This window comes from Methylovorus sp. MM2 (genome assembly GCF_001648895.1).
In the GTDB taxonomy this organism is placed as follows: Bacteria; Pseudomonadota; Gammaproteobacteria; order Burkholderiales; family Methylophilaceae; genus MM1.
This window is the reverse complement of record NZ_LXUF01000011.1, coordinates 22,595-41,793: the sequence shown is the minus strand read 5'-3', so window position 1 is coordinate 41,793 and position 19,199 is coordinate 22,595. Positions and strand designations below refer to the sequence as shown.

Below are 19,199 nucleotides of genomic sequence, written 5' to 3'. Positions count from 1 at the left end.
TAGCTATTTTACGCTGTAAGTTGCGTAACGAGAAATACGCTTTAGTTTTAATCGATCATGTCAGTGTTTTTAAGAGCTAGGGTTTTTAAAAGAAAGTGACGAATGTCAGCAAGCTCTTCTATACATACTGAGTGTGCCATCGGATACTCATGCCATTCGAGTGTGTAACCATGCGCTTCAAGTGCGTGTTTAGAGACCTTACATCGATCCAGCGTGATGACCGAGTCAAATGTGCCATGTGCCATGAATATCGGAGTATCGGCATTTGCTGCATGCATTTCTTTTTCAAGTGTTGGCTGAAGCGGTAGATACGTAGAGAGCGCTAATACACCTGCTAGTTTTTCTGGATAACGCAGCGCCGTATGCAAGGCAATCGCGCCGCCTTGCGAAAAACCAGCGAGGATAATTTGATCTGCTTTTATCCCACGCACGATTTCCTGATTGATTAACTCAGCAATCACTGTTTCTGTCGCGCGGATGCCAGTTTCATCTTGCGGGCTCCCAAGCTCTAGCCCGAATAGATCATACCAAGCTCGCATTTCATAACCATTGTTGAGGGTAATCGCTCGATAAGGTGCATGGGGAAGTATAAAACGCGTATTTGGTATTTCTAGTTGCCTGACTACAGCTTCAAAGTCATGACCATCAGCCCCTAATCCGTGTAGCCAAATCACGCTTGAACGCACATGGCTTGATGTTTCAATTTCTATTTTTTCGAGGGTTTGTGTCATTAATGTCTCAAATGTTTCGTGTTTCTGTGAGCTACTTCACAGAAGTGAAATATCCATAAACACAATGCTGTTAAACGCTGTAATTTTGCTATATGCTCTTGAAATAAATCAGGGAATTATAACCACTATAACAATTACCTATGCACTTTTCCGAAATATTTACTCGTCATGCTGTTCGTATCGGCTTAAGCCTGATCGTCGTTATTCTGTTGTTGCTGAATACTGCTGAAGTCTTTCATCTGGGGTTTATTCCCCGCCTAGAAAACTTTACTTATGATGTCCGTTTGAATCTATTGATGCCACGTGGGCAAGATAGCCGTATCGTCATTGTCGATATTGATGAAAAGAGCTTGCAAGAGCAAGGCCGCTGGCCTTGGGGTAGAAATAAGCTGGCGGATCTGGTCAATCGGCTTTTTGATCAGTACAAAGTAAAAGTCATGGGCTTTGACGTGGTCTTTGCCGAGACGGATGATAGTTCTGGCCTAAAAAACCTTGAGACTCTGCAGAAAAAATATTTAAGTACAGATGAGCGTTTTAATCAGGTACTTTCCGATATCAAACCACAGCTTGATTATGATCAGGTTTTCGCTGATAGCTTAAAGGGGCGTAATGTTGTCCTAGGGTATTATTTTAGGCAGGATATAGATGGCAATGAAGGTGTTGGTGCGCTTCCTTCACCATCATTCGTCGATGGTAGCTTCAAAGGCAAGAGTATCAATTTCACAGAAGTCACAAGCTTTGGTGCCAACCTGCCGATTCTGCAAGAAAATGCCTTAACCGCAGGGCACTTTAACCCTGACCCGGATGCTGACGGTATTTCGCGTAAAGTACCTATGTTAATGAGTCACAAAGGTGACCTGTATGAAGCATTATCGGTTGCTGTCGCTCGTGTTGCATTGGGACAGCCCAAATTACAGGCACAGTTTGCCGAGGGTTTTGGAGTCGGTAGCCGGTATGCAGGGCTTGAGTGGTTAAAGCTTGCGGATAGACGAATCCCTGTCGATGCCCAAGTAGCAGCGCTTATCCCATATCGTGGCCCACAAAATAGTTTCCCTTATGTCTCGGCAAGTGATGTACTTAACGGCAAGGTTCCCCCAGAGGTGTTGGCAGATAAAATCATCTTGTTAGGTACGACAGCACCCGGCTTAATGGATTTGCGCGCCACCCCTGTGCAGAACATCTATCCCGGGGTAGAGATTCACGCCAATATGATTGCCGGTATTTTGGATAACAATATCAAAGAGCGCCCTGCGTATACGATGGGGGCCGAATTCATTTTGCTGTTACTTATTGGTTTGTTGTTAGCAATCTTGCTACCTATTCTTAATCCGTTACAGGCAACTGCATTAACTGCTGGTGTTTTCATTCTCACGGTTTTATTTAATCTGGCTGTATGGCAGTTTGGCAATCTAGTACTACCACTAGCATCGCTCTTAATCATGATTGGGTTGATTTACGTTCTCAATATGTCATACGGGTTCTTTGTTGAGTCACGTGGAAAACGGCAACTGGCGGGTTTGTTCGGGCAATATGTGCCTCCTGAATTGGTTGATGAAATGTCTAAAAATCCGGAAGCATTCAGTCTGGAAGGCGAGAGCCGTGAATTGACCGTGCTTTTCTCTGATGTCCGTGGATTTACGACGATATCCGAGGGCCTTGATCCTAAACAACTCACTCAATTGATGAATGAATTCCTGACGCCGATGACGCATGTGATTCACCACAGTCGTGGCACCATCGATAAATATATGGGTGATGCCATCATGGCTTTCTGGGGGGCACCTTTGCACGATGCAAAACATGCGAAACACGCACTTGATGCTGCGATGGGCATGATGGAAAGCTTGAGTAAGCTACAGGTGGAGTTCAAAGCAAGAGGGTGGCCAGAGATCAAGATCGGTGTTGGGCTTAATACTGGCGAAATGACCGTCGGCAACATGGGCTCTGAATTTCGTATGGCATATACCGTGATGGGCGATGCCGTGAATCTGGGGTCCAGACTTGAGAGTCTCACGAAAAATTATGGCGTCTACATTATTGTTAGTGAATATACCAAAGACCAAGTACCTGAATATATCTATCGAGAACTCGATTTAGTGCGTGTTAAGGGTAAAGACAAGCCAGTCACGATTTATGAGCCTATTTGCGAAGCCGGGACAGAAGATAAAGCGATTAAGGATGAACTCAAGTTCTACCGTGAGGCTCTCAAGCTATATCGCGCCCAAAATTGGGATCTGGCGGAAATCCAATTTCTAAATTTACAAAAACTTAATCCGCAGCGTTATTTATACCAAATATATCTTGAGCGCATCACTTACTTCAGACAAAACCCTGTAGCGAGTAATTGGGATGGTGTATTTACGCATGAGAGCAAATAATGGGCTGTAATTAATGCAGGTAAAAATTCTAGGTTGTAGCGGTGGTATAGGCAACGGATTGCGTACGACATCCATCTTGCTTGATGACGATGTTCTGATTGACGCAGGCACTGGTGTTGGTGATTTGTCTATTGATGAATTATGCAAGATCGACCACATCTTCGTGACACATTCACATCTTGATCATATCGCGTCCATTCCATTTTTGCTTGATACCGTCATGGGCTTGCGTCCTAACCCAGTGACACTCCATGCGACGATTGAGACCATCAATACGCTTCGTGAGCATATATTCAATTGGAAAATATGGCCTGACTTTAATGTGATTCCTGATGCCAAAACGCCTTTTCTTCAATATCAGGAAATTGCCATTGGTCAATCAGTCACGCTTGGTGACCGTACAATTACTGCACTCCCTGCAAATCATACGGTGCCTGCCGTAGGATATCGTCTGGATAGTGGTCAAAATAGTCTCGTATTTAGTGGAGACACCACCACATGCGATGCCCTGTGGGAGCATGTAAATAAGATTGAAAACCTGAAGTATGTGATTATTGAAACTGCATTCGGTGACGGTGAGATCGCATTAGCTAGATTATCCAAGCATTTATCACCATCGTTGCTGATCGAAGAACTTAAAAAACTCAAACGACCAGCAGAAATTTACATTACCCACCTCAAACCTGGTGAAGGCGAAGTCATTATGCGTGAGTTCGAGCAAAGTCAGCTTGCAATCAAACCAGATGCTATAAAAAATATGCAGATTTTTGAGCTTTAAAATAGGTTACGATAATGGCTGACTCAAGTCCGGAAGATAAACATTCACATGGCATCAGTTGAAACCTCCCTCATTGCTCAATTAGAGCCTATATCTACACTATCCGCAGGCCGACTTAAAGAGTTAGCCGGATTATGCTTCGTTGAAAAAGTCAGTAAGGATATTGATCCCTTAAGGATGAACATCACTAAAAGTGCCCAATCAATTTATCTTATCCAAGGTGAGCTTGGATTGCAGTTTGCCGATGGCACAAAAAAAGTCATGCGAGGCGGTGGAGAAGCTGCAAAGCATCCAATTGACGCTAATCGAAATGGTTTGCAAAACACCATAGCGCTGACTGATATTGAAATCATCCGGATTGACTTGGATCTATTGGACATCATGATGACTTGGGATCAGCTTGCTGATTTTGAAAAGCCTCTGGAAAAAACGGAGCAATATGCTCAGGGCCGTGGTGCAAGCGCATGGATGAATAATACAGGCGCCTTCAGTGCTTCCAAGCTCCAAAGCGGTGTGTTTAGCCGACTACCGACAGCCAATATTGATGAGATGTTTCGTCGTATGACTTCAGTCAATGTAAAAGCGGGTCAAGTTATTATTAAGCAAGGCGCTGAAGGGGATTATTATTACCTGATTGAAAGTGGTATAGCAGTTGTCAGCCGTATTATTGAAGCTGGTCAGCCTCCGTTAGTCTTAGCGCAGCTAGAATCAGGCGATACTTTCGGCGAAGAAGCTTTGGTCTCAGAGAATAAAAGGAATGCCAGTATTACCATGAACACAGATGGTGTGCTATTAAGACTTAATAAGAAAGATTTTGTTGAGCTATTAAAAGCACCGCTAATTAATCAGATCTCATTACAAGATGCTACTTCTCAGGTCGCTAATGGGGCAATTTGGTTAGATGTTCGCCTTTCATCAGAGTTTGATTTTTATCATCAATCTAATGCAGTGAATTTACCATTAAATCTTATTCGTACAGAAGCGTATAAATTAGATAGGCATAAGCAATATATTGTTTATTGCCACAGTGGTCGAAGGAGTAGCGCGGCCGCATTCATTTTGATTAATTTGGGTTTTAATGTAATGGTTCTACAAGATGGTATAAAAGGACACTTTTAGGTCTAAGGGGTATTGCCTGACGATTCGCATACATCTTTCCTTCCTAGAGTACACGCTTTTAGATAGCTATCTTTCGCTAACTCGTTTTGATTTGTTTTACTATATGCCAAACCTAGCAATTGATATGTTCGTGCTTGATTTGGATCAACCTTAATTGCCTGTTGATAGCTGTAAATTGCGTTGTAGTAATCCATACTAAGCGCATATGTGTTGCCAAGCGCTGTAAGGTATGGCGAATAATTGGGGCGTATTTGAATGGCTACTTTTAGATTCGTTATAGCATCTTGATATTGATATAAGTTTTTGAACTCAATACCACAGTTGTAAAATATTCTATCTGCTCCAGGATAATTAAGATTATCCCCTAATAATATTCTTGCATCGTCCCACAATAGAAGTGGGTGTGAGAATGTTGTTAATCGATTTATAGTGAGCCCAGAAAAACATAAAACGATAAAGATAAGTAATGCATATAGAGATTTGATATTTATCTTTGTCAGCAATAGTGGAATAGCTATAAAAATACCTGGCATCCATAAATAGCATCTATAAAGTACAAAAGATTCTTGAATCCTAACAACAGATAGTTCTGTAAAGAATAATATCCATGGAAATAATAGTGCCAAACCCAAAAGACTATAGCTATTACGTTTGAAAACTAACTTAAATGCTATAAATCCGTAGCTAAAAAACCCTATCATCCCAACAAGTTGCAACGACCAGATGTTTGTAGGGAATGTCTCGCGCATGTCTATCGAAAGCCATGCTGGATTAGGAAATACTAAAAGAGCTAAGTACTTAAAATACAAACAACATTGCCCTATTATGCTTAATAATAGAGGGTGAGAATAGGTAGTACCTTCCGCTATTAGCATGGGGGAGGCATCTGGTTCATATACATGACCAATTAACCCTGCTTTTTGTAGCACAACATACAATCCAATTATCCCGCACATAATAAAGAAGCTAATGATCAATTTCTGCTTGAATAAGTTTTTGTCCAGCATCATGCTGATGACCAAAATAAATGCAGGTAACATAATGGCGTGTTCTTTGCTCAATACCGCCAATAAATACATACATAAGCTACAGAATAACAACCAAGTCGACTTGGTGGATAAGTAACGTAAATAAGTCAATAATGAAAGCAAGCTAAAGAGTGTGGCTAAAACAATCGTACGCTGTATTAAGTATCCCGCAGCATAAGCAGCTATAGGGTGAGTTACAAAAATACATGCTGATAATAACGCTAATAACGATAATGTTTGTTTAGAGTTGTTCTTTGCTAAGGAAAATGTAGGTAGGGCATACACTTCTTTTAAGGTTAAGAATAAAGCAACTCCAGTTGCCGCATGAAGCAATAAAGCGGGTAATCTGAAGTTGATAAGATCCGTCCCAAAGAATTTGAGAGGGAATGCAAGCGTGGCATAAGCTAGCCAGCGTACAGAGAGTAGGTTGAAAGAGCTAGTGAACTTTTCTAAAGTTGCTTCAGGGGTAAGAAAAAAATAGATGTCATCAAATACAATAGGATTCCAAAGAAACTTTCCATACACTAGGCTAGTAAGCCCTAGAATAATTAACGGATAAATCCACTTAGCTATCTTCATCGATTACCTAAATATATAGATAAAAAAAGCCTCTTCAATTAATGAAGAGGCTTTGTTTATATTACTGAATCAGTTTAAACGCAACCAGCAACACCTGGTTTAATACCGCGAGTCGCATTGCAGATAGTACCTGCCAATGTCCAAACTTGATTCGCCGATGTATCAGTAGTTAGTGATGGAGTAAATGTGAATGTCAACCTAGCTCCAGCTGTATCAGTGGCACTTGATGTACCAGTGATTGTACCCGCTGTTACGCTAGTTATAGTTGTGCTGTTTGTATTAGCCACTACAGGAATGCCATTTGAGCCAGCGCTACAGTCAGTTAATGCGCCTGTTTCTTGAGAACACAAAGCAACAGCTGTTTGATATGATCCTAATTCTGCAAGAGTTGCAGCTGCTTTAGAGCGGGATGTGTAATTGCTATATTGGGGAATCGCAACTGCTGCCAAGATACCGATAATCGCAACTACGATCATCAGTTCGATTAGGGTAAAACCTTGTTGAACTTTTTTCATTGTCTAGCTCCTTGAAGTTTGATTAATTCTATTTAGATAACACGCCATACTTATTGAGAAATAAGTATTACATGTCTCTATGATTCAAATACTATCGCAAAAAAACAAAGAGGCGGGTAATTACCTATCTCTTTACAATTTACTGACAAAAAATGTCACGTAAGCTTATTTTCCTTCAGCGATTTTCTTTAGTGCTGCAAGGCCAGAGTCATACATGCCTGTCACTGCTTTGATTGCAGATTCATCATCTTGACCTTCTGGAATAGGTGGGTTCAGTTTATACACTCTATAGAAGCGGCCCATCCAGGTCACTTTGGTTTCACCAGCATTTTCGCCAGGCTTTACACTGAAGACGGAGTAGTAATCTGAGACTGGTAGCACACCTGATTCAATCTCATATTTGATGACCATGGATGTGTCGTCGCTGGAGCGAAGTTTTTCAACAATCGTTCCGCCATCTTTGAGTGTTAATGTGCGGAAAGTTGCATCATCGCCGTTGTCGTCTTTCTTCACTTCGATTTTAGTACTGGCAACAGCTGGATGCCATTTTTGCCAACCACCAAAATCTTTGACTAAAGCCCACACCTTTGCGGGTTCAGCTTTGATGATGATTTCTTTCTCAACTTTTTGTGGTGATGGGCCATGCGCTGCTGCGGTGAGTGGTAATGCGGCCATTGCGATGAGTGTGAGTAACTTTTTCATTCGTCTTTCTCCATTTATTAGTAGTTAGTACGGGTAAGAATCATCACTATGACTCTAAATTCAATGCACGGGTTCAAGAATAAACTGGCCGAAAGCCCGACTTTGATTGCCTGTCAGAATGCTTGCGGTCACTTTATTAGTTGAAGCGTCAATCACTGAAACGGTGTTGTCGAACCAGTTGGCGACAAAAATCTGTTGTGTGGCGGCTTGAAATGCAATGCCTTCAGGAAAGCCTCCCACATGGATAGATGCAATTGTTTTCTTAAGTGCGATATCTACGACTGAAACAGTATCGCCTTGTGTATTGGTGACGTAGATATATTGTCCGTTAGGGTTTACTGCGACGCAATAAGGGTGTTCGCCAACGCGCACTGTATCTATTTGACCAGTCTCAGTATCAACTAGAGAAACCGTATTTGAATAGACGTTAACCACATATAGTTTTTGACCATCAGGGCTGAGTGTCAACCCATAAGGGTGTTCGCCCACATTGATGCGAGATAACACAACTAATTTTTCAGTATCAATGATGGCAATGTCATTGCTGTCGCGATTGGCTACATATAACTTTTTGCCATCAGGACTAACGATGATGCCTGCTGGTGCTTTGCCAATATGGATTTCACGCTGTTGCTGCATGTCGCTAAGGTTAATTTCAAGGATTCGATCTTCATACCAGTCTGCTACATATAGCACATTACTATTGGGGGCGATTGCTAGGCCTACGGGTGAGCCTTTTATAGGGAAATCTTCAAGATGCTCAAACTTATTGGCGTCAATGATAGAGATGGATTGCCCCTCAACATTGGAAATATAGACTTTTGCAAGTTTTGCCGAGACCGCAACACCCACTGGCGCTTTACCTACCGGAATTGTTGCAATTACTTGCTGCTTGCTAATATCAATGACCGATACATTATTACTCGCTTGGTTGGTGATGTATGCATAACCTGCAGCAAGTGCTGGTGTAGTCAATGCTACGCATAGCGCCGCGCATGCACTGATTTGCCGGATAAAATATTTTAGAGTTGGTTGCAAAATGCTTTGTAATCGTAAAGATTTGTGAGGTCGATATGGAATAAAACGATTGGATTGATTTTTGGTTTACTAAATTAGGTTAACTATGGTTATTAAGCTTTTGCAGTATAAAGTGCGGTTGTAAAAAGCGTCAAGGAATAGCACGACATAATAGTTAAAGCCATATAAAAACAGATTGTTTTCATCGCTTGCTTTCAATACGACCGGAAGTGTGAAAAAATTACACAAAATTAACGGGGTTTTTTGTCATGATAGATCGCGACGGATATCGCCCGAATGTAGGTATTATTTTATGTAATGCCAGCAATCAGGTGTTTTGGGGTAAGCGCATTCGTGAACACTCTTGGCAGTTCCCGCAGGGCGGTATTAAGCAGGGCGAATCCCCTGAGCAGGCGATGTATCGGGAATTGATGGAAGAGGTCGGTTTGCGTGCCGAGCATGTAAAAATACTGGGTCGTACACGTGACTGGTTAAGGTACGATGTGCCGACTAACTGGGTCAAGCGTGAGTGGCGTGGTAGTTATAAAGGACAAAAGCAGATATGGTTTCTGCTGCGACTAACTGGGAGGGATAGTGATGTCTCATTGCGCGCAAGCTCTCATCCTGAGTTTGATGCATGGCGATGGAGCGAGTACTGGGTACCGCTGGATAATGTCATCGAGTTCAAACGAGAGGTCTACAAGATGGCATTGAATGAGCTATCACCGCATCTGCTAGGAGAGGCGCGTCCTAAGAAACGTACTAATCTAGGCCCTGTGACTACGCAAGGTTAACGGAGCAAGGTTAGCTGAAAATGATAAAGGCAAGGATCAAATCCTTGCCTTTATTTTTACTAAAGCTTAATACGTTGAGACTGTATTAGTTCTTGGATTGGTCAACCAACTTATTCTTGCTGATCCAAGGCATCATCGCGCGTAGCTTGCCACCGACTTGTTCGATCTGGTGTTCAGCATTCAGGCGACGACGTGCTGTCATTTCTGGGTATTTGGTGCGACCTTCCAAAATGAATTTCTTGGCATAGTCACCATTCTGGATGTTAGTTAAGCATTCTTTCATTGCAGCACGTGCTTGGTCAGCAATCACGCGTGGGCCAGTGACATACTCGCCGTATTCTGCATTGTTGGAGATTGAGTAGTTCATGTTGGCTATACCGCCTTCATACATCAAGTCAACGATCAACTTGAGTTCATGTAAACACTCAAAGTAAGCCATCTCCGGCGCATAGCCCGCATCAACCAGCGTTTCGAAGCCCGCTTTTACCAATTCAACTGCGCCACCACAAAGTACTGCTTGCTCACCGAATAAGTCGGTTTCAGTTTCTTCGCGGAAGTTTGTCTCAATTACGCCGCCCTTAGTGCCGCCGTTAGCTGCTGCATAAGATAAAGCGATCTCTTTTGCTTTGCCGGATGCATCTTGGTAAACAGCGATCAATGATGGAACGCCGCCGCCTTTAAGGTATTCAGAGCGCACTGTATGGCCTGGGCCTTTAGGCGCGATCATGATGACATCCATGTCTTTACGTGGAACGATTTGGTTGTAGTGGATGTTAAAGCCGTGAGCAAAAGCGATTGCAGTGCCTTTTTTCAGGTTTGGTGCAACTTCAGCATCGTAGATCTCAGCCATATTTTCATCAGGCAAAAGAATCATGACAAGGTCAGCGCCTTTAACTGCTTTGCTGATCTCTTGCACATCGTGGCCAGCTTTTTCGGCTTTCGCGAAAGAGCTACCATCTTTACGTGCACCGATGGTGACTTTAACGCCAGAATCTTTAAGGTTCTGAGCATGTGCATGGCCTTGTGAACCATAGCCAACGATAGTGACTTTTAATTTCTTGATGATGGATAAGTCAGCATCTTTATCGTAATAAACTTTCATTTTCTACCTTTCAACAAATTCTTTTTATCTAATTAAACTTTAAGGATACGGTCGCCACGGCCAATGCCGGAAGCGCCTGTACGTACAGTCTCGAGGATGGCGGTGTTGTCCAGAGCTTCTAGGAATGCATCCAGTTTGCTGCCAGATCCAGTGAGTTCAATGGTGTAGCTTCCATCGGCAACATCGATGATGCGGCCTCGGAAGATATCGCACATTCTTTTCATTTCATCACGGAAAACACCAGTAGCCTTGACTTTAACTAACATCAGTTCGCGTTCTATAAAGCGACCATCGTTAAGATCCAGCACTTTGACCACATCAACCAACTTGTTGAGTTGCTTGATGATTTGTTCGATCACTTCTTCCGATCCGGAGGTGACTATGGTCATGCGTGACAATGTGGCATCTTCGGTAGGAGCCACAGTCAGCGATTCAATATTGTAGGCACGTGCTGAGAATAGCCCGGCAACGCGGGATAATGCACCAGCTTCGTTTTCCATGAGCAGGGAGATAATATGTTTCATCTAATCGCTCTTCTTCTCAGTGATATCTAGTTTTTATAGTTCTTCAGACAGGATCATTTCAGACAAACCTTTTCCGTTCGGCACCATCGGGAAAACATTTTCCTTAGGGTCTGTCAGGAAATTCATGAACACGAAACGCTCTTTCAATTCCGGGCTGAATGCATGCTTCAATGCGCTTTCAACATCCGATGGCTTTTCGATCAGCATGCCCACATGGCCATAAGACTCTGCCAGTTTTACAAAGTCAGGCAGGCTATCCATATAAGATTCTGAATAACGATTGCCATAGAAGAACTGTTGCCATTGGCGGACCATGCCCAGATAGCGGTTATTCAGTAGAATCACTTTGATCGGCAGATGGAACTGCTTGCAGGTGGAAAGTTCCTGAATATTCATCTGGATGCTACCTTCGCCAGTGACGCACGCAACCTGTGCATCAGGGAATGCTAATTGAGCGCCCATTGCATAAGGTAAACCAACGCCCATCGTGCCTAAGCCGCCCGAATTCAACCAGCGACGTGGTTTGTCGAATTTATAGTATTGAGCAGCCCACATTTGATGTTGACCTACGTCAGACGTTACAAATGCTTCGCCTTTGGTGACTTCCCAAAGCTTCTCAATCACAAATTGCGGCTTAATGACTTCGTCGCTCTGTGTATAGCTTAGACAGTCTTTACTACGCCACTCTTCAATCTGTTTCCACCAAGCTTTTAAAGCACCGGCATCTGGTTTGTTTTCTGTTAAGGCTTTAAATTCGCCATCAAGGAGCTCGTTCATTTCAGTTAATACCGATTGAACGTGGCCTACGATAGGCACATCAACCTTAACGCGTTTTGATATCGAAGAAGGGTCAATATCAATGTGAATGATGGTGCGGTCTTTATTATAGAAGTGCTCTGTATTGCCGATCACGCGGTCATCAAAACGCGATCCGATGGCGATCAGTACATCGCAATTCTGCATGGACATGTTGGCTTCATAGGTGCCGTGCATGCCAGGCATGCCAACAAACTGCTTGTCAGTCGCGGGGTAGCCGCCCAAGCCCATCAATGTGTTGGTGATAGGGAAGCCTAGGCGACGCGTCAGTTTTACCAATTCATCAGAACAGTCACCCAGCACTGCACCGCCGCCGCTATATATCATCGGGCGTTTGGCTTCGAGCATCAGTTTGAGTGCTTTTTTGATCTGCCCAGAATGCCCTTTAAGTATCGGGTTGTACGAGCGCATCTCAACAGATTTTGGATACTCAAACTCTGCAAATTGTGCGGTGATGTCTTTCGGGATATCTACAACAACAGGACCAGGGCGGCCAGTCGAGGCAATATAAAATGCCTTCTTCATGGTCGTGGCGATATCCTTGATATCTTTGATCAAGAAATTATGTTTTACGCATGGGCGGGTAACGCCAACCATGTCGACTTCCTGAAAAGCATCCATGCCTATGGCTGGTGTCGGAACCTGCCCGCTGATTACAACCAGCGGGATGGAGTCCATGTATGCAGTGGCGATGCCTGTGATCGCATTGGTAGCGCCAGGGCCGGAAGTAACGAGTGCGACACCTACATCACCGGTCGCGCGCGAGAATGCATCGGCCGCGTGCACAGCCGCTTGTTCATGGCGTACTAAGACATGTTTGAATTTATCTTGCTTGAAAATCGCGTCGTAGATATTGAGAACTGCGCCACCTGGATAGCCAAAAAGGAATTTAACATTCTCCTCTTGCAAGCATCGGATGACGATTTCTGCGCCCGTGATCTGATTGGTACGGTCTTCCATGATTCTTATTGATTACTGGTGATTGGGTAACCCTATACAGTAACCGTTTGTCAGTGTTTGGTCAAGAATGAAAGTCAGAGATTATTATGATGAGATAGGCAATATTCCGAGTGATTTGAGTCGGTTTAATCGTCTAAAGGAGGTGTTACTTTATATAGTTCTTCTATTGTCGTAAGACCTGCGGCGATTTTTTCAGCGCCATTAATCATGAGGGGTTTCATGCCTTCACGATAGGCTTGGGCTTTGACTTTAGAGAGATCGGTATCCGGGGTGATGAGCTTTTGGATATTTTTACTGATAGATAGCATCTCATAGATGCCGTTACGGCCTCTATAGCCAGTCATGCGGCACTCTAAGCAGCCTTCGGTCGTGTTGGGTTGGGACGGTTTGTTAAGTTTCCATTTGCCTACAAGTGATGACCACTCGGTGTCCTCAATCGTACCCGGTTTTTTGCAACTTGGACAAAGTGTGCGTACTAGTCGCTGTGCCATGACGCCCAGAAGTGCAGACTGGATAAGGTAGGAGGGCACACCCAAATCGAGTAGCCGCGTAATGGCGGATGGGGCATCATTCGTGTGTAGCGTAGATAAAACCAAGTGGCCTGTAAGTGCTGCTTGAATCGCCATTTCTGCCGTCTCTACATCGCGGATCTCACCAACCATGATAATGTCAGGGTCTTGTCGCAAAAGGGTGCGGATTCCGCCTGAGAAGGTAAGGCCGATATTGTGCTGTACTTGCATCTGGTTGAAAGCGGGCTCGACCATTTCTATCGGGTCTTCAACGGTACAGACATTCACTTCAGAAGTTGCCAAGTGTTTGAGTGTCGAGTAGAGCGTCGTCGTTTTACCAGAGCCTGTTGGACCTGTAACCAAAATGATGCCGTTTGGTTGTTTTGTCCAAGTATTCCATTGGTCTGCTTGCGATTTAGAAAAACCAAGTTGCAGGAAATCTTTCATGATGATTTCAGGCGAGAATACCCGCATGACCAACTTTTCGCCGAAGGCTGTAGGCATAGTCGAGAGGCGCAATTCAACTTCTACCCCTTCTGGAGTCAGCGTTTTGATTCGGCCATCTTGTGGTCGACGTTTTTCCACCATGTCCATACGTCCCAGCAGTTTGATGCGGCTGGTGATCACATTCATGATGGTAGAAGGTAGCTGATAAACCTGATGCAATACGCCATCGATACGGAAACGTAATACGCCCATGGTGCGGCGCGGTTCTAAGTGAATGTCACTTGCGCGCTGTTCAAATGCATATTTGAATAGCCAGTCTACGATATTGACCACATGCTGTTCATTAGCATCCAGATTTTTGTTTTTGCCTAGCTCGACTAATTGCTCGAAGTTTTGTACGCCGATGCTTTGCCCAGCTTTGGCCGTTTTAGTATGCTGGATGGAGTTTGCCAGATTGTAGACTTCTGGCAGATAGCGGCTGATCTCGATGGGGTTGGCAACGACAAGCTTTACCTTCATCTTCAGGATATGTTCGATATCCTTTACCCAGTCCGTCTGAAATGGTTCCGCTGTGGCGATGGTGGCTTCTGTGCCCGCGACTTTGATCGGCATGATCTTGAGCCGCTCTGCATACCCTTTGGAAATCACCTGCGCGATGGGGCCAAAGTCAAGTTTTAACGGGTCAATGTTGTAGTAGTCTAATCCTGCCTGTACTGCCAGCCACTTAGTCAGATTCTCTATCGTCAGTGTTTTGTCAGGCGCCGATTTATTGATCCATTTTTGTTCGCCGACAATGATGAGCGGGTGCAAGTTGGAGGTATCCATCTTGCGGTCTTTGTATAGTTGTTCTGCTTGTTCTTTGTTGACCAGGCCATCATTGACTAATAAGCGAAGGACATCCCCCAGAATAAGTTTTCCTTGAATCGTCTTGGCTATCGTTGCTGATTTGCTCATGTCTGGTCTTTCAAGCCTTGTTTTGATTCAACATGATAAAACGCTGCTGAATTTTGGTGTTAATAGTTAAATCTTAAAGATAAATCTATTGCGGCGATATTTTTTGTCAGGCTACCTATCGAGATGCGGTCAACCCCTGTCAATGCGATCTCACGGACATTTTCTATGGAAATGCCGCCTGATGCCTCTAATATAGCGCGCCCGGCATTTAATTTCACGGATTCCATGAGTGTTTTACAATCAAAGTTATCCAAAAGAATCAATTTGGCCCCGGCTTCGAGCGCTTCTGATAGCTCTTGCAGATTCTCTACCTCGATCTGGATGCTTGTGTTGGCATTGATCTTCCCAGCCTCTTTTAGCACTTGCGCTATGCTGCCTGCCGCTGCGATATGGTTCTCTTTTATCAAGATGCCATCATATAAGCCGAGACGCTGATTGCATCCGCCACCAATAGTGACAGCATATTTCTGCGCGAGGCGCATGCCTGGGATGGTTTTCCGCGTATCAAGAATCTTGGCATTTGTACCTTTGATCGCATCAACGAAATGTTTCGTTATGGTCGCTGTTGCCGACAAGGACTGTAAAAAATTAAGTGCGCAACGTTCGGCAGTTAATATACTGCGGGCATTGCCTTTGATCTGACATAACACTTGGTTGGGCTTTACTGACTCGCCTTCCTTGACGTTCCACGTAATCAGGGTGCCGGAATCGATTTTATCAAAACAGGTATCCACCCAAGGAATGCCGCAGATGACAGCCGCTTCGCGGCTAATGATCGTTGCGTTGATGGTTTGATTTTGCGGAACTAACTGGGCCGTTAAGTCTCCACTGGCTATACCCTCAGTACTCAGACTTTCGTTGGCAAAGCCTTCAGTACCCAAGTCTTCATCAATTGCATCTTGCACGTTTTTTAGTACGGCTTTTTGCAGAGATGGCGATAGATGTTGGAGTAAATGTGCATTCATGATTTCTATTATAATGCAGCCCTTGCACCTCGCAGTGCTAATCTAGAAAACACTACAATTTATGAAGCTTTTGTATTCCCTCACCAGCCCTTACGCGCGAAAAATCAGGATTGTCGCTGCAGAAAAACGTATCGATATTGACATGGTACAAGTCGTTCTTGCTTCTCCAGACTCCCCTGTCGCTAATCATAATCCACTAGGCAAGATACCTGTGCTGATTCTGGATGATGGCGATAGCTTATTTGATTCACGTGTGATCGCTGAGTTTTTGGATCATCGCACTCCTGTTGCCCATTTGATTCCGCAAGATCATAGCCTCAAAATAAAGGTAAAGCGCTGGGAAGCATTGGCCGACGGTGTATGTGATGCAGCGGTGATGGCAGTGAATGAATCTCGTCGTGTTGCGGGTATGCAGGATGCCGCGGTGATAGCTAAGCAGTATGGAAAAGTGGAGCGGGGATTAAAAGCGTTGAGTGATGACCTTGGTGACGCCAAGTGGTGTGTGGATGATGCATTTAGCCTTGCAGATATCGCACTTGGGTGTGCGCTTGGCTATTTGGAATTACGTTGCCAGCACATCGACTGGAAAGCACAATATCCTAATCTTGCTGATCTATATGCTGAATTGATGAAACGCCCTTCATTTAAGCAAAGCGTCCCACCTGCAAATTAATCGCTTTAGACCGTGGCGGTGATGATGCCGCCACCCAAGCATACTTGGCTCTCATAAACCACAGCAGATTGTCCAGGCGTGATCGCCCATTGGCGCTGGCCAAATCGAATATCTGTGCTTTCGCTATCTAACCTATCAATTTCGCATGGCGCGTCTGGCTGGCGATAACGTGTCTTTGCTGCATAGACCCAATGTGTTTCAGGCTCATGACCTGCGATCCAATGGAGTTGATTAGCCACCAAGCCATCATTGAGCAGCATCGGGTGTTCATGGCCTTGTACAACCACCAATACATTGCGATCCATATCTTTAGCTGCAACGAACCATGGCTCGCCGTTGCTTTCACGAGAGCCGCCAATCTTCAGGCCTTGTCGTTGTCCTAGTGTGTAATACATCAGCCCGTCGTGTTGTCCGACCACTGTCCCTTCAGGTGTTTGCATCTCGCCTGGTTCGCGAGGCAGGTAACGATTTAGGAATTCACGGAATGGGCGCTCACCAATGAAACAGATACCAGTGGAGTCTTTTTTCTCGCTGGTGGCTAATTGAGCGTTGCGTGCGATGTCGCGTACTTCGCGTTTTAGCAGGTGGCCCAATGGAAATAATGTCTTTGAAAGCTGAGCCTGATTCAAGCGATAAAGGAAATAACTTTGGTCTTTACTGCCATCCTCGGCTTTTAGTAATTGGAATAGACCATTCTTTTCGCGAACCTGCGCATAGTGACCAGTCGCAATCATGTCTGCGCCCAAGCCCATCGCATGGTCGAGAAAGGCTTTGAACTTGATCTCTGAGTTGCAGAAGATATCCGGATTAGGCGTACGGCCAGCTTTGTATTCATCCAGAAAATTCTGGAATACACGTTCTTTATATTCTTTACTAAAATTGACGGCTTCGATCTCGATGCCCAGTCGATCAGCGACAGAGACGGCATCAATCAGGTCTTGCTTGGACGAACAGTATTCGTCGTTATCGTCATCTTCCCAGTTCTTCATGAAGAGACCGACAACATCATAGCCTTGCTCCTTAAGAAGCAAAGCGGCAACAGATGAATCAACGCCGCCGGAAAGCCCGACGACTACACGTTTTTTTGTCATAGATGCGATACCACGTTAAGTGGGAATTTCTGTCCTGATAAATAATCTTCAAAGCACTTTAATACTTGCGGGCTTCTATGCATGTGCTGGTTTGCACGAATCTCTTCTATGGACATCCATGTTGCGCGGATGATTCCCTTATCTAACGGCTGTTCAGGAGCATGGTTTGATACCGAACCAATAAAAGCAAACCGTAGATAGGTGAGGTCTTTTTTCGGGTGCTGCCAATGATAAATGCCCAGCAAAGATTCTGGTGAGAATTTGTATGCGGATTCTTCCTGAGTTTCGCGAATGACTGCTTGCAGGAGTGTCTCGCCATTTTCCAAATGTCCTGCGGGTTGATTCAGGCGGATGCCTTCTGCGGTCTCTTCTTCAACGAGCAGAAATTTACCATCTTGTTCCACGATGGCTGCAACCGTAGCATTAGGCTTCCAAATCATTGGCTTAGCTATTTGAAAAATCGGCTATTTTACCTCTAGTCAGCCAATCAGACCAGCTTAAATCACTGAGGCTTTATGCTGCCTAGGCTTGGTAAGTGTGATGGGCTGTGTGAATAGCTTCAATGATAGTGGGAAGTTATGGCATATTTTTATGGGAATTATTCCCTTACGCTGTGTTTTTCTTGTTGTTGAATCTTGCCAGAATCAGTTAGTATTGAATCAAATTGTTAATAAAATGTTAATGAGTTGTAATACTATTGTGATTGAGCGGTATTTTGCATGTGCTGACTGTTGGAAAGCCTAAACCGCTGGAGAATATGAAATCTACGAAATAGATAGTCTGACTAACTGGTTAAATATTAAGCTTAGCCTAAATGTCGAGTACAGTTGTTTGTAATCTGGTAATTAAACAAAGAGATGCATGATTAAGAAGATTTATTTAGCCTCTCGTTCGCCACGCCGAGCTGAGTTGTTGCAACAAATGGGCATCGATTTTGAGGTGTTGCCATCAGATATCGATGAAGCGGTGGCAGCTAATGAGTCGCCAGCGGAGTATGTGTTGCGATTAGCCAAGCAAAAGGCGCAAGCATGTGTGACGTATATGGAAGTGCATGGGCTACCGATATTGCCGATTTTGGCTGCCGATACAACTGTGGCCGTTGACCACCTGATCTTAGGTAAACCTGTTGATGACAAAGAGGCTGCTAATATGCTGCGCATGATGTCCGGGCGGTGCCATGAGGTTCATACTGCAGTCGCGGTAATTAATGGCGGGGTCGTCGAGGCCGCACTTTCGACAACGCTTGTTGAAATGTCCGAATTATCGGAAGCGTTGATTCAGGCTTATGTGGCTTCTGGTGAGCCGCGTGATAAGGCGGGCGCTTATGGTATTCAAGGGCTTGCCAGTACGTTTATCAAAAGAATCGATGGTAGTTATTCGGGTGTGATGGGCTTGCCATTTTTTGAAACAGCAGCATTACTTAAAAATGTTGGAGTACATGTATTGTGAATACGATATTGCGATCTGAGCCGATTATTCAGGAAAGCGCTGAAAGTAAAAAACAATGCAAAGACGAT

The 19,199-nt window shown here is 44.2% G+C and carries 18 protein-coding genes; 6 read left to right on the top strand and 12 right to left on the bottom strand.

Features of this window, described 5'->3' with window-relative positions:
• Positions 1–47: 47 nt before the first annotated feature.
• The gene (locus A7981_RS07835; RefSeq protein ID WP_067266813.1) at positions 48–731 is read right to left on the bottom strand and encodes an alpha/beta hydrolase; all 684 of its coding nucleotides are present in this window, start codon (positions 729–731) and stop codon (positions 48–50) included.
• 140 nt (positions 732–871) lie between these two features.
• Here A7981_RS07835 and A7981_RS07830 point away from each other — a divergent pair, with 140 nt between their 5' ends.
• From A7981_RS07830 to A7981_RS07820, 3 genes are read left to right on the top strand one after another with little or no spacing between them, the layout of a single operon-like run.
• Positions 872–3,109, top strand: coding sequence for a CHASE2 domain-containing protein (locus tag A7981_RS07830; RefSeq protein ID WP_067266811.1), 2,238 nt, complete (start codon positions 872–874; stop codon positions 3,107–3,109).
• A 13-nt stretch (positions 3,110–3,122) separates the two neighbouring features.
• The gene (locus A7981_RS07825) at positions 3,123–3,887 is read left to right on the top strand and encodes a 3',5'-cyclic-nucleotide phosphodiesterase (RefSeq protein ID WP_067266809.1); all 765 of its coding nucleotides are present in this window, start codon (positions 3,123–3,125) and stop codon (positions 3,885–3,887) included.
• 48 nt (positions 3,888–3,935) lie between these two features.
• Entirely contained in the window at positions 3,936–5,006 is a 1,071-nt protein-coding gene (locus A7981_RS07820) for a cyclic nucleotide-binding domain-containing protein (protein ID WP_067266807.1), read from the top strand.
• Positions 5,007–5,008: 2 nt separating this feature from the next.
• Here A7981_RS07820 and A7981_RS07815 read toward each other — a convergent pair whose 3' ends face one another.
• The 4 genes from A7981_RS07815 to A7981_RS07800 form a co-directional block, all read right to left on the bottom strand.
• Positions 5,009–6,613 carry a tetratricopeptide repeat protein gene (locus A7981_RS07815; RefSeq protein WP_067266805.1) on the bottom strand — a complete coding sequence of 535 codons (1,605 nt, stop codon included), beginning with the start codon at positions 6,611–6,613 and terminating at the stop codon, positions 5,009–5,011.
• 74 nt (positions 6,614–6,687) lie between these two features.
• Positions 6,688–7,128: a prepilin-type N-terminal cleavage/methylation domain-containing protein gene (locus A7981_RS12380; RefSeq protein WP_067266802.1), complete on the bottom strand. Its 441-nt coding sequence runs from the start codon at positions 7,126–7,128 to the stop codon at positions 6,688–6,690.
• A gap of 165 nt (positions 7,129–7,293) precedes the next feature.
• The gene (locus A7981_RS07805) at positions 7,294–7,830 is read right to left on the bottom strand and encodes an SRPBCC family protein (protein WP_067266800.1); all 537 of its coding nucleotides are present in this window, start codon (positions 7,828–7,830) and stop codon (positions 7,294–7,296) included.
• A 60-nt stretch (positions 7,831–7,890) separates the two neighbouring features.
• Positions 7,891–8,868, bottom strand: coding sequence for a beta-propeller fold lactonase family protein (locus A7981_RS07800; RefSeq protein ID WP_088178055.1), 978 nt, complete (start codon positions 8,866–8,868; stop codon positions 7,891–7,893).
• A 248-nt stretch (positions 8,869–9,116) separates the two neighbouring features.
• On the opposite strand from A7981_RS07800, the gene A7981_RS07795 reads away from it, so the two are divergent.
• Positions 9,117–9,641 (top strand): RNA pyrophosphohydrolase, encoded by a 525-nt coding sequence (locus A7981_RS07795; RefSeq protein ID WP_067266796.1) that lies wholly within the window; start codon positions 9,117–9,119, stop codon positions 9,639–9,641.
• Positions 9,642–9,726: 85 nt separating this feature from the next.
• On the opposite strand, the gene ilvC is transcribed toward A7981_RS07795, so the two are convergent.
• The 5 genes from ilvC to nadC form a co-directional block, all read right to left on the bottom strand.
• A complete protein-coding gene (ilvC, locus tag A7981_RS07790) occupies positions 9,727–10,743 on the bottom strand; it encodes a ketol-acid reductoisomerase (RefSeq protein WP_067266793.1) in 1,017 nt (338 codons plus the stop codon).
• Between the two features lie 32 nt (positions 10,744–10,775).
• Positions 10,776–11,267, bottom strand: a complete 492-nt coding sequence (gene ilvN, locus A7981_RS07785) for an acetolactate synthase small subunit (protein WP_067266790.1) — start codon at positions 11,265–11,267, stop codon at positions 10,776–10,778.
• Positions 11,268–11,300: 33 nt separating this feature from the next.
• Entirely contained in the window at positions 11,301–13,043 is a 1,743-nt protein-coding gene (locus A7981_RS07780) for an acetolactate synthase 3 catalytic subunit (RefSeq protein ID WP_067266788.1), read from the bottom strand.
• 125 nt (positions 13,044–13,168) lie between these two features.
• A complete protein-coding gene (locus tag A7981_RS07775; protein ID WP_067266785.1) occupies positions 13,169–14,953 on the bottom strand; it encodes a GspE/PulE family protein in 1,785 nt (594 codons plus the stop codon).
• Positions 14,954–15,012: 59 nt separating this feature from the next.
• The gene (gene nadC, locus A7981_RS07770) at positions 15,013–15,918 is read right to left on the bottom strand and encodes a carboxylating nicotinate-nucleotide diphosphorylase (protein ID WP_067266783.1); all 906 of its coding nucleotides are present in this window, start codon (positions 15,916–15,918) and stop codon (positions 15,013–15,015) included.
• Positions 15,919–15,979: 61 nt separating this feature from the next.
• On the opposite strand from nadC, the gene A7981_RS07765 reads away from it, so the two are divergent.
• Positions 15,980–16,591, top strand: a complete 612-nt coding sequence (locus A7981_RS07765; RefSeq protein ID WP_067266781.1) for a glutathione S-transferase N-terminal domain-containing protein — start codon at positions 15,980–15,982, stop codon at positions 16,589–16,591.
• Positions 16,592–16,596: 5 nt separating this feature from the next.
• Here the strand turns inward: A7981_RS07765 and mnmA are convergent, their stop codons facing one another.
• Together mnmA and A7981_RS07755 are read right to left on the bottom strand one after the other, a co-directional pair.
• Entirely contained in the window at positions 16,597–17,682 is a 1,086-nt protein-coding gene (mnmA, locus tag A7981_RS07760; RefSeq protein ID WP_067266777.1) for a tRNA 2-thiouridine(34) synthase MnmA, read from the bottom strand.
• Positions 17,679–18,122, bottom strand: coding sequence for an NUDIX hydrolase (locus A7981_RS07755; RefSeq protein WP_067266774.1), 444 nt, complete (start codon positions 18,120–18,122; stop codon positions 17,679–17,681). The genes mnmA and A7981_RS07755 overlap by 4 nt, the downstream gene beginning before the upstream one ends.
• Positions 18,123–18,543: 421 nt before the next feature.
• On the opposite strand from A7981_RS07755, the gene A7981_RS07750 reads away from it, so the two are divergent.
• On the top strand, positions 18,544–19,131 hold the full coding sequence (locus tag A7981_RS07750) for a nucleoside triphosphate pyrophosphatase (RefSeq protein WP_067266772.1): 588 nt from the start codon (positions 18,544–18,546) through the stop codon (positions 19,129–19,131).
• The last annotated feature ends 68 nt before the right edge of the window (positions 19,132–19,199 follow it).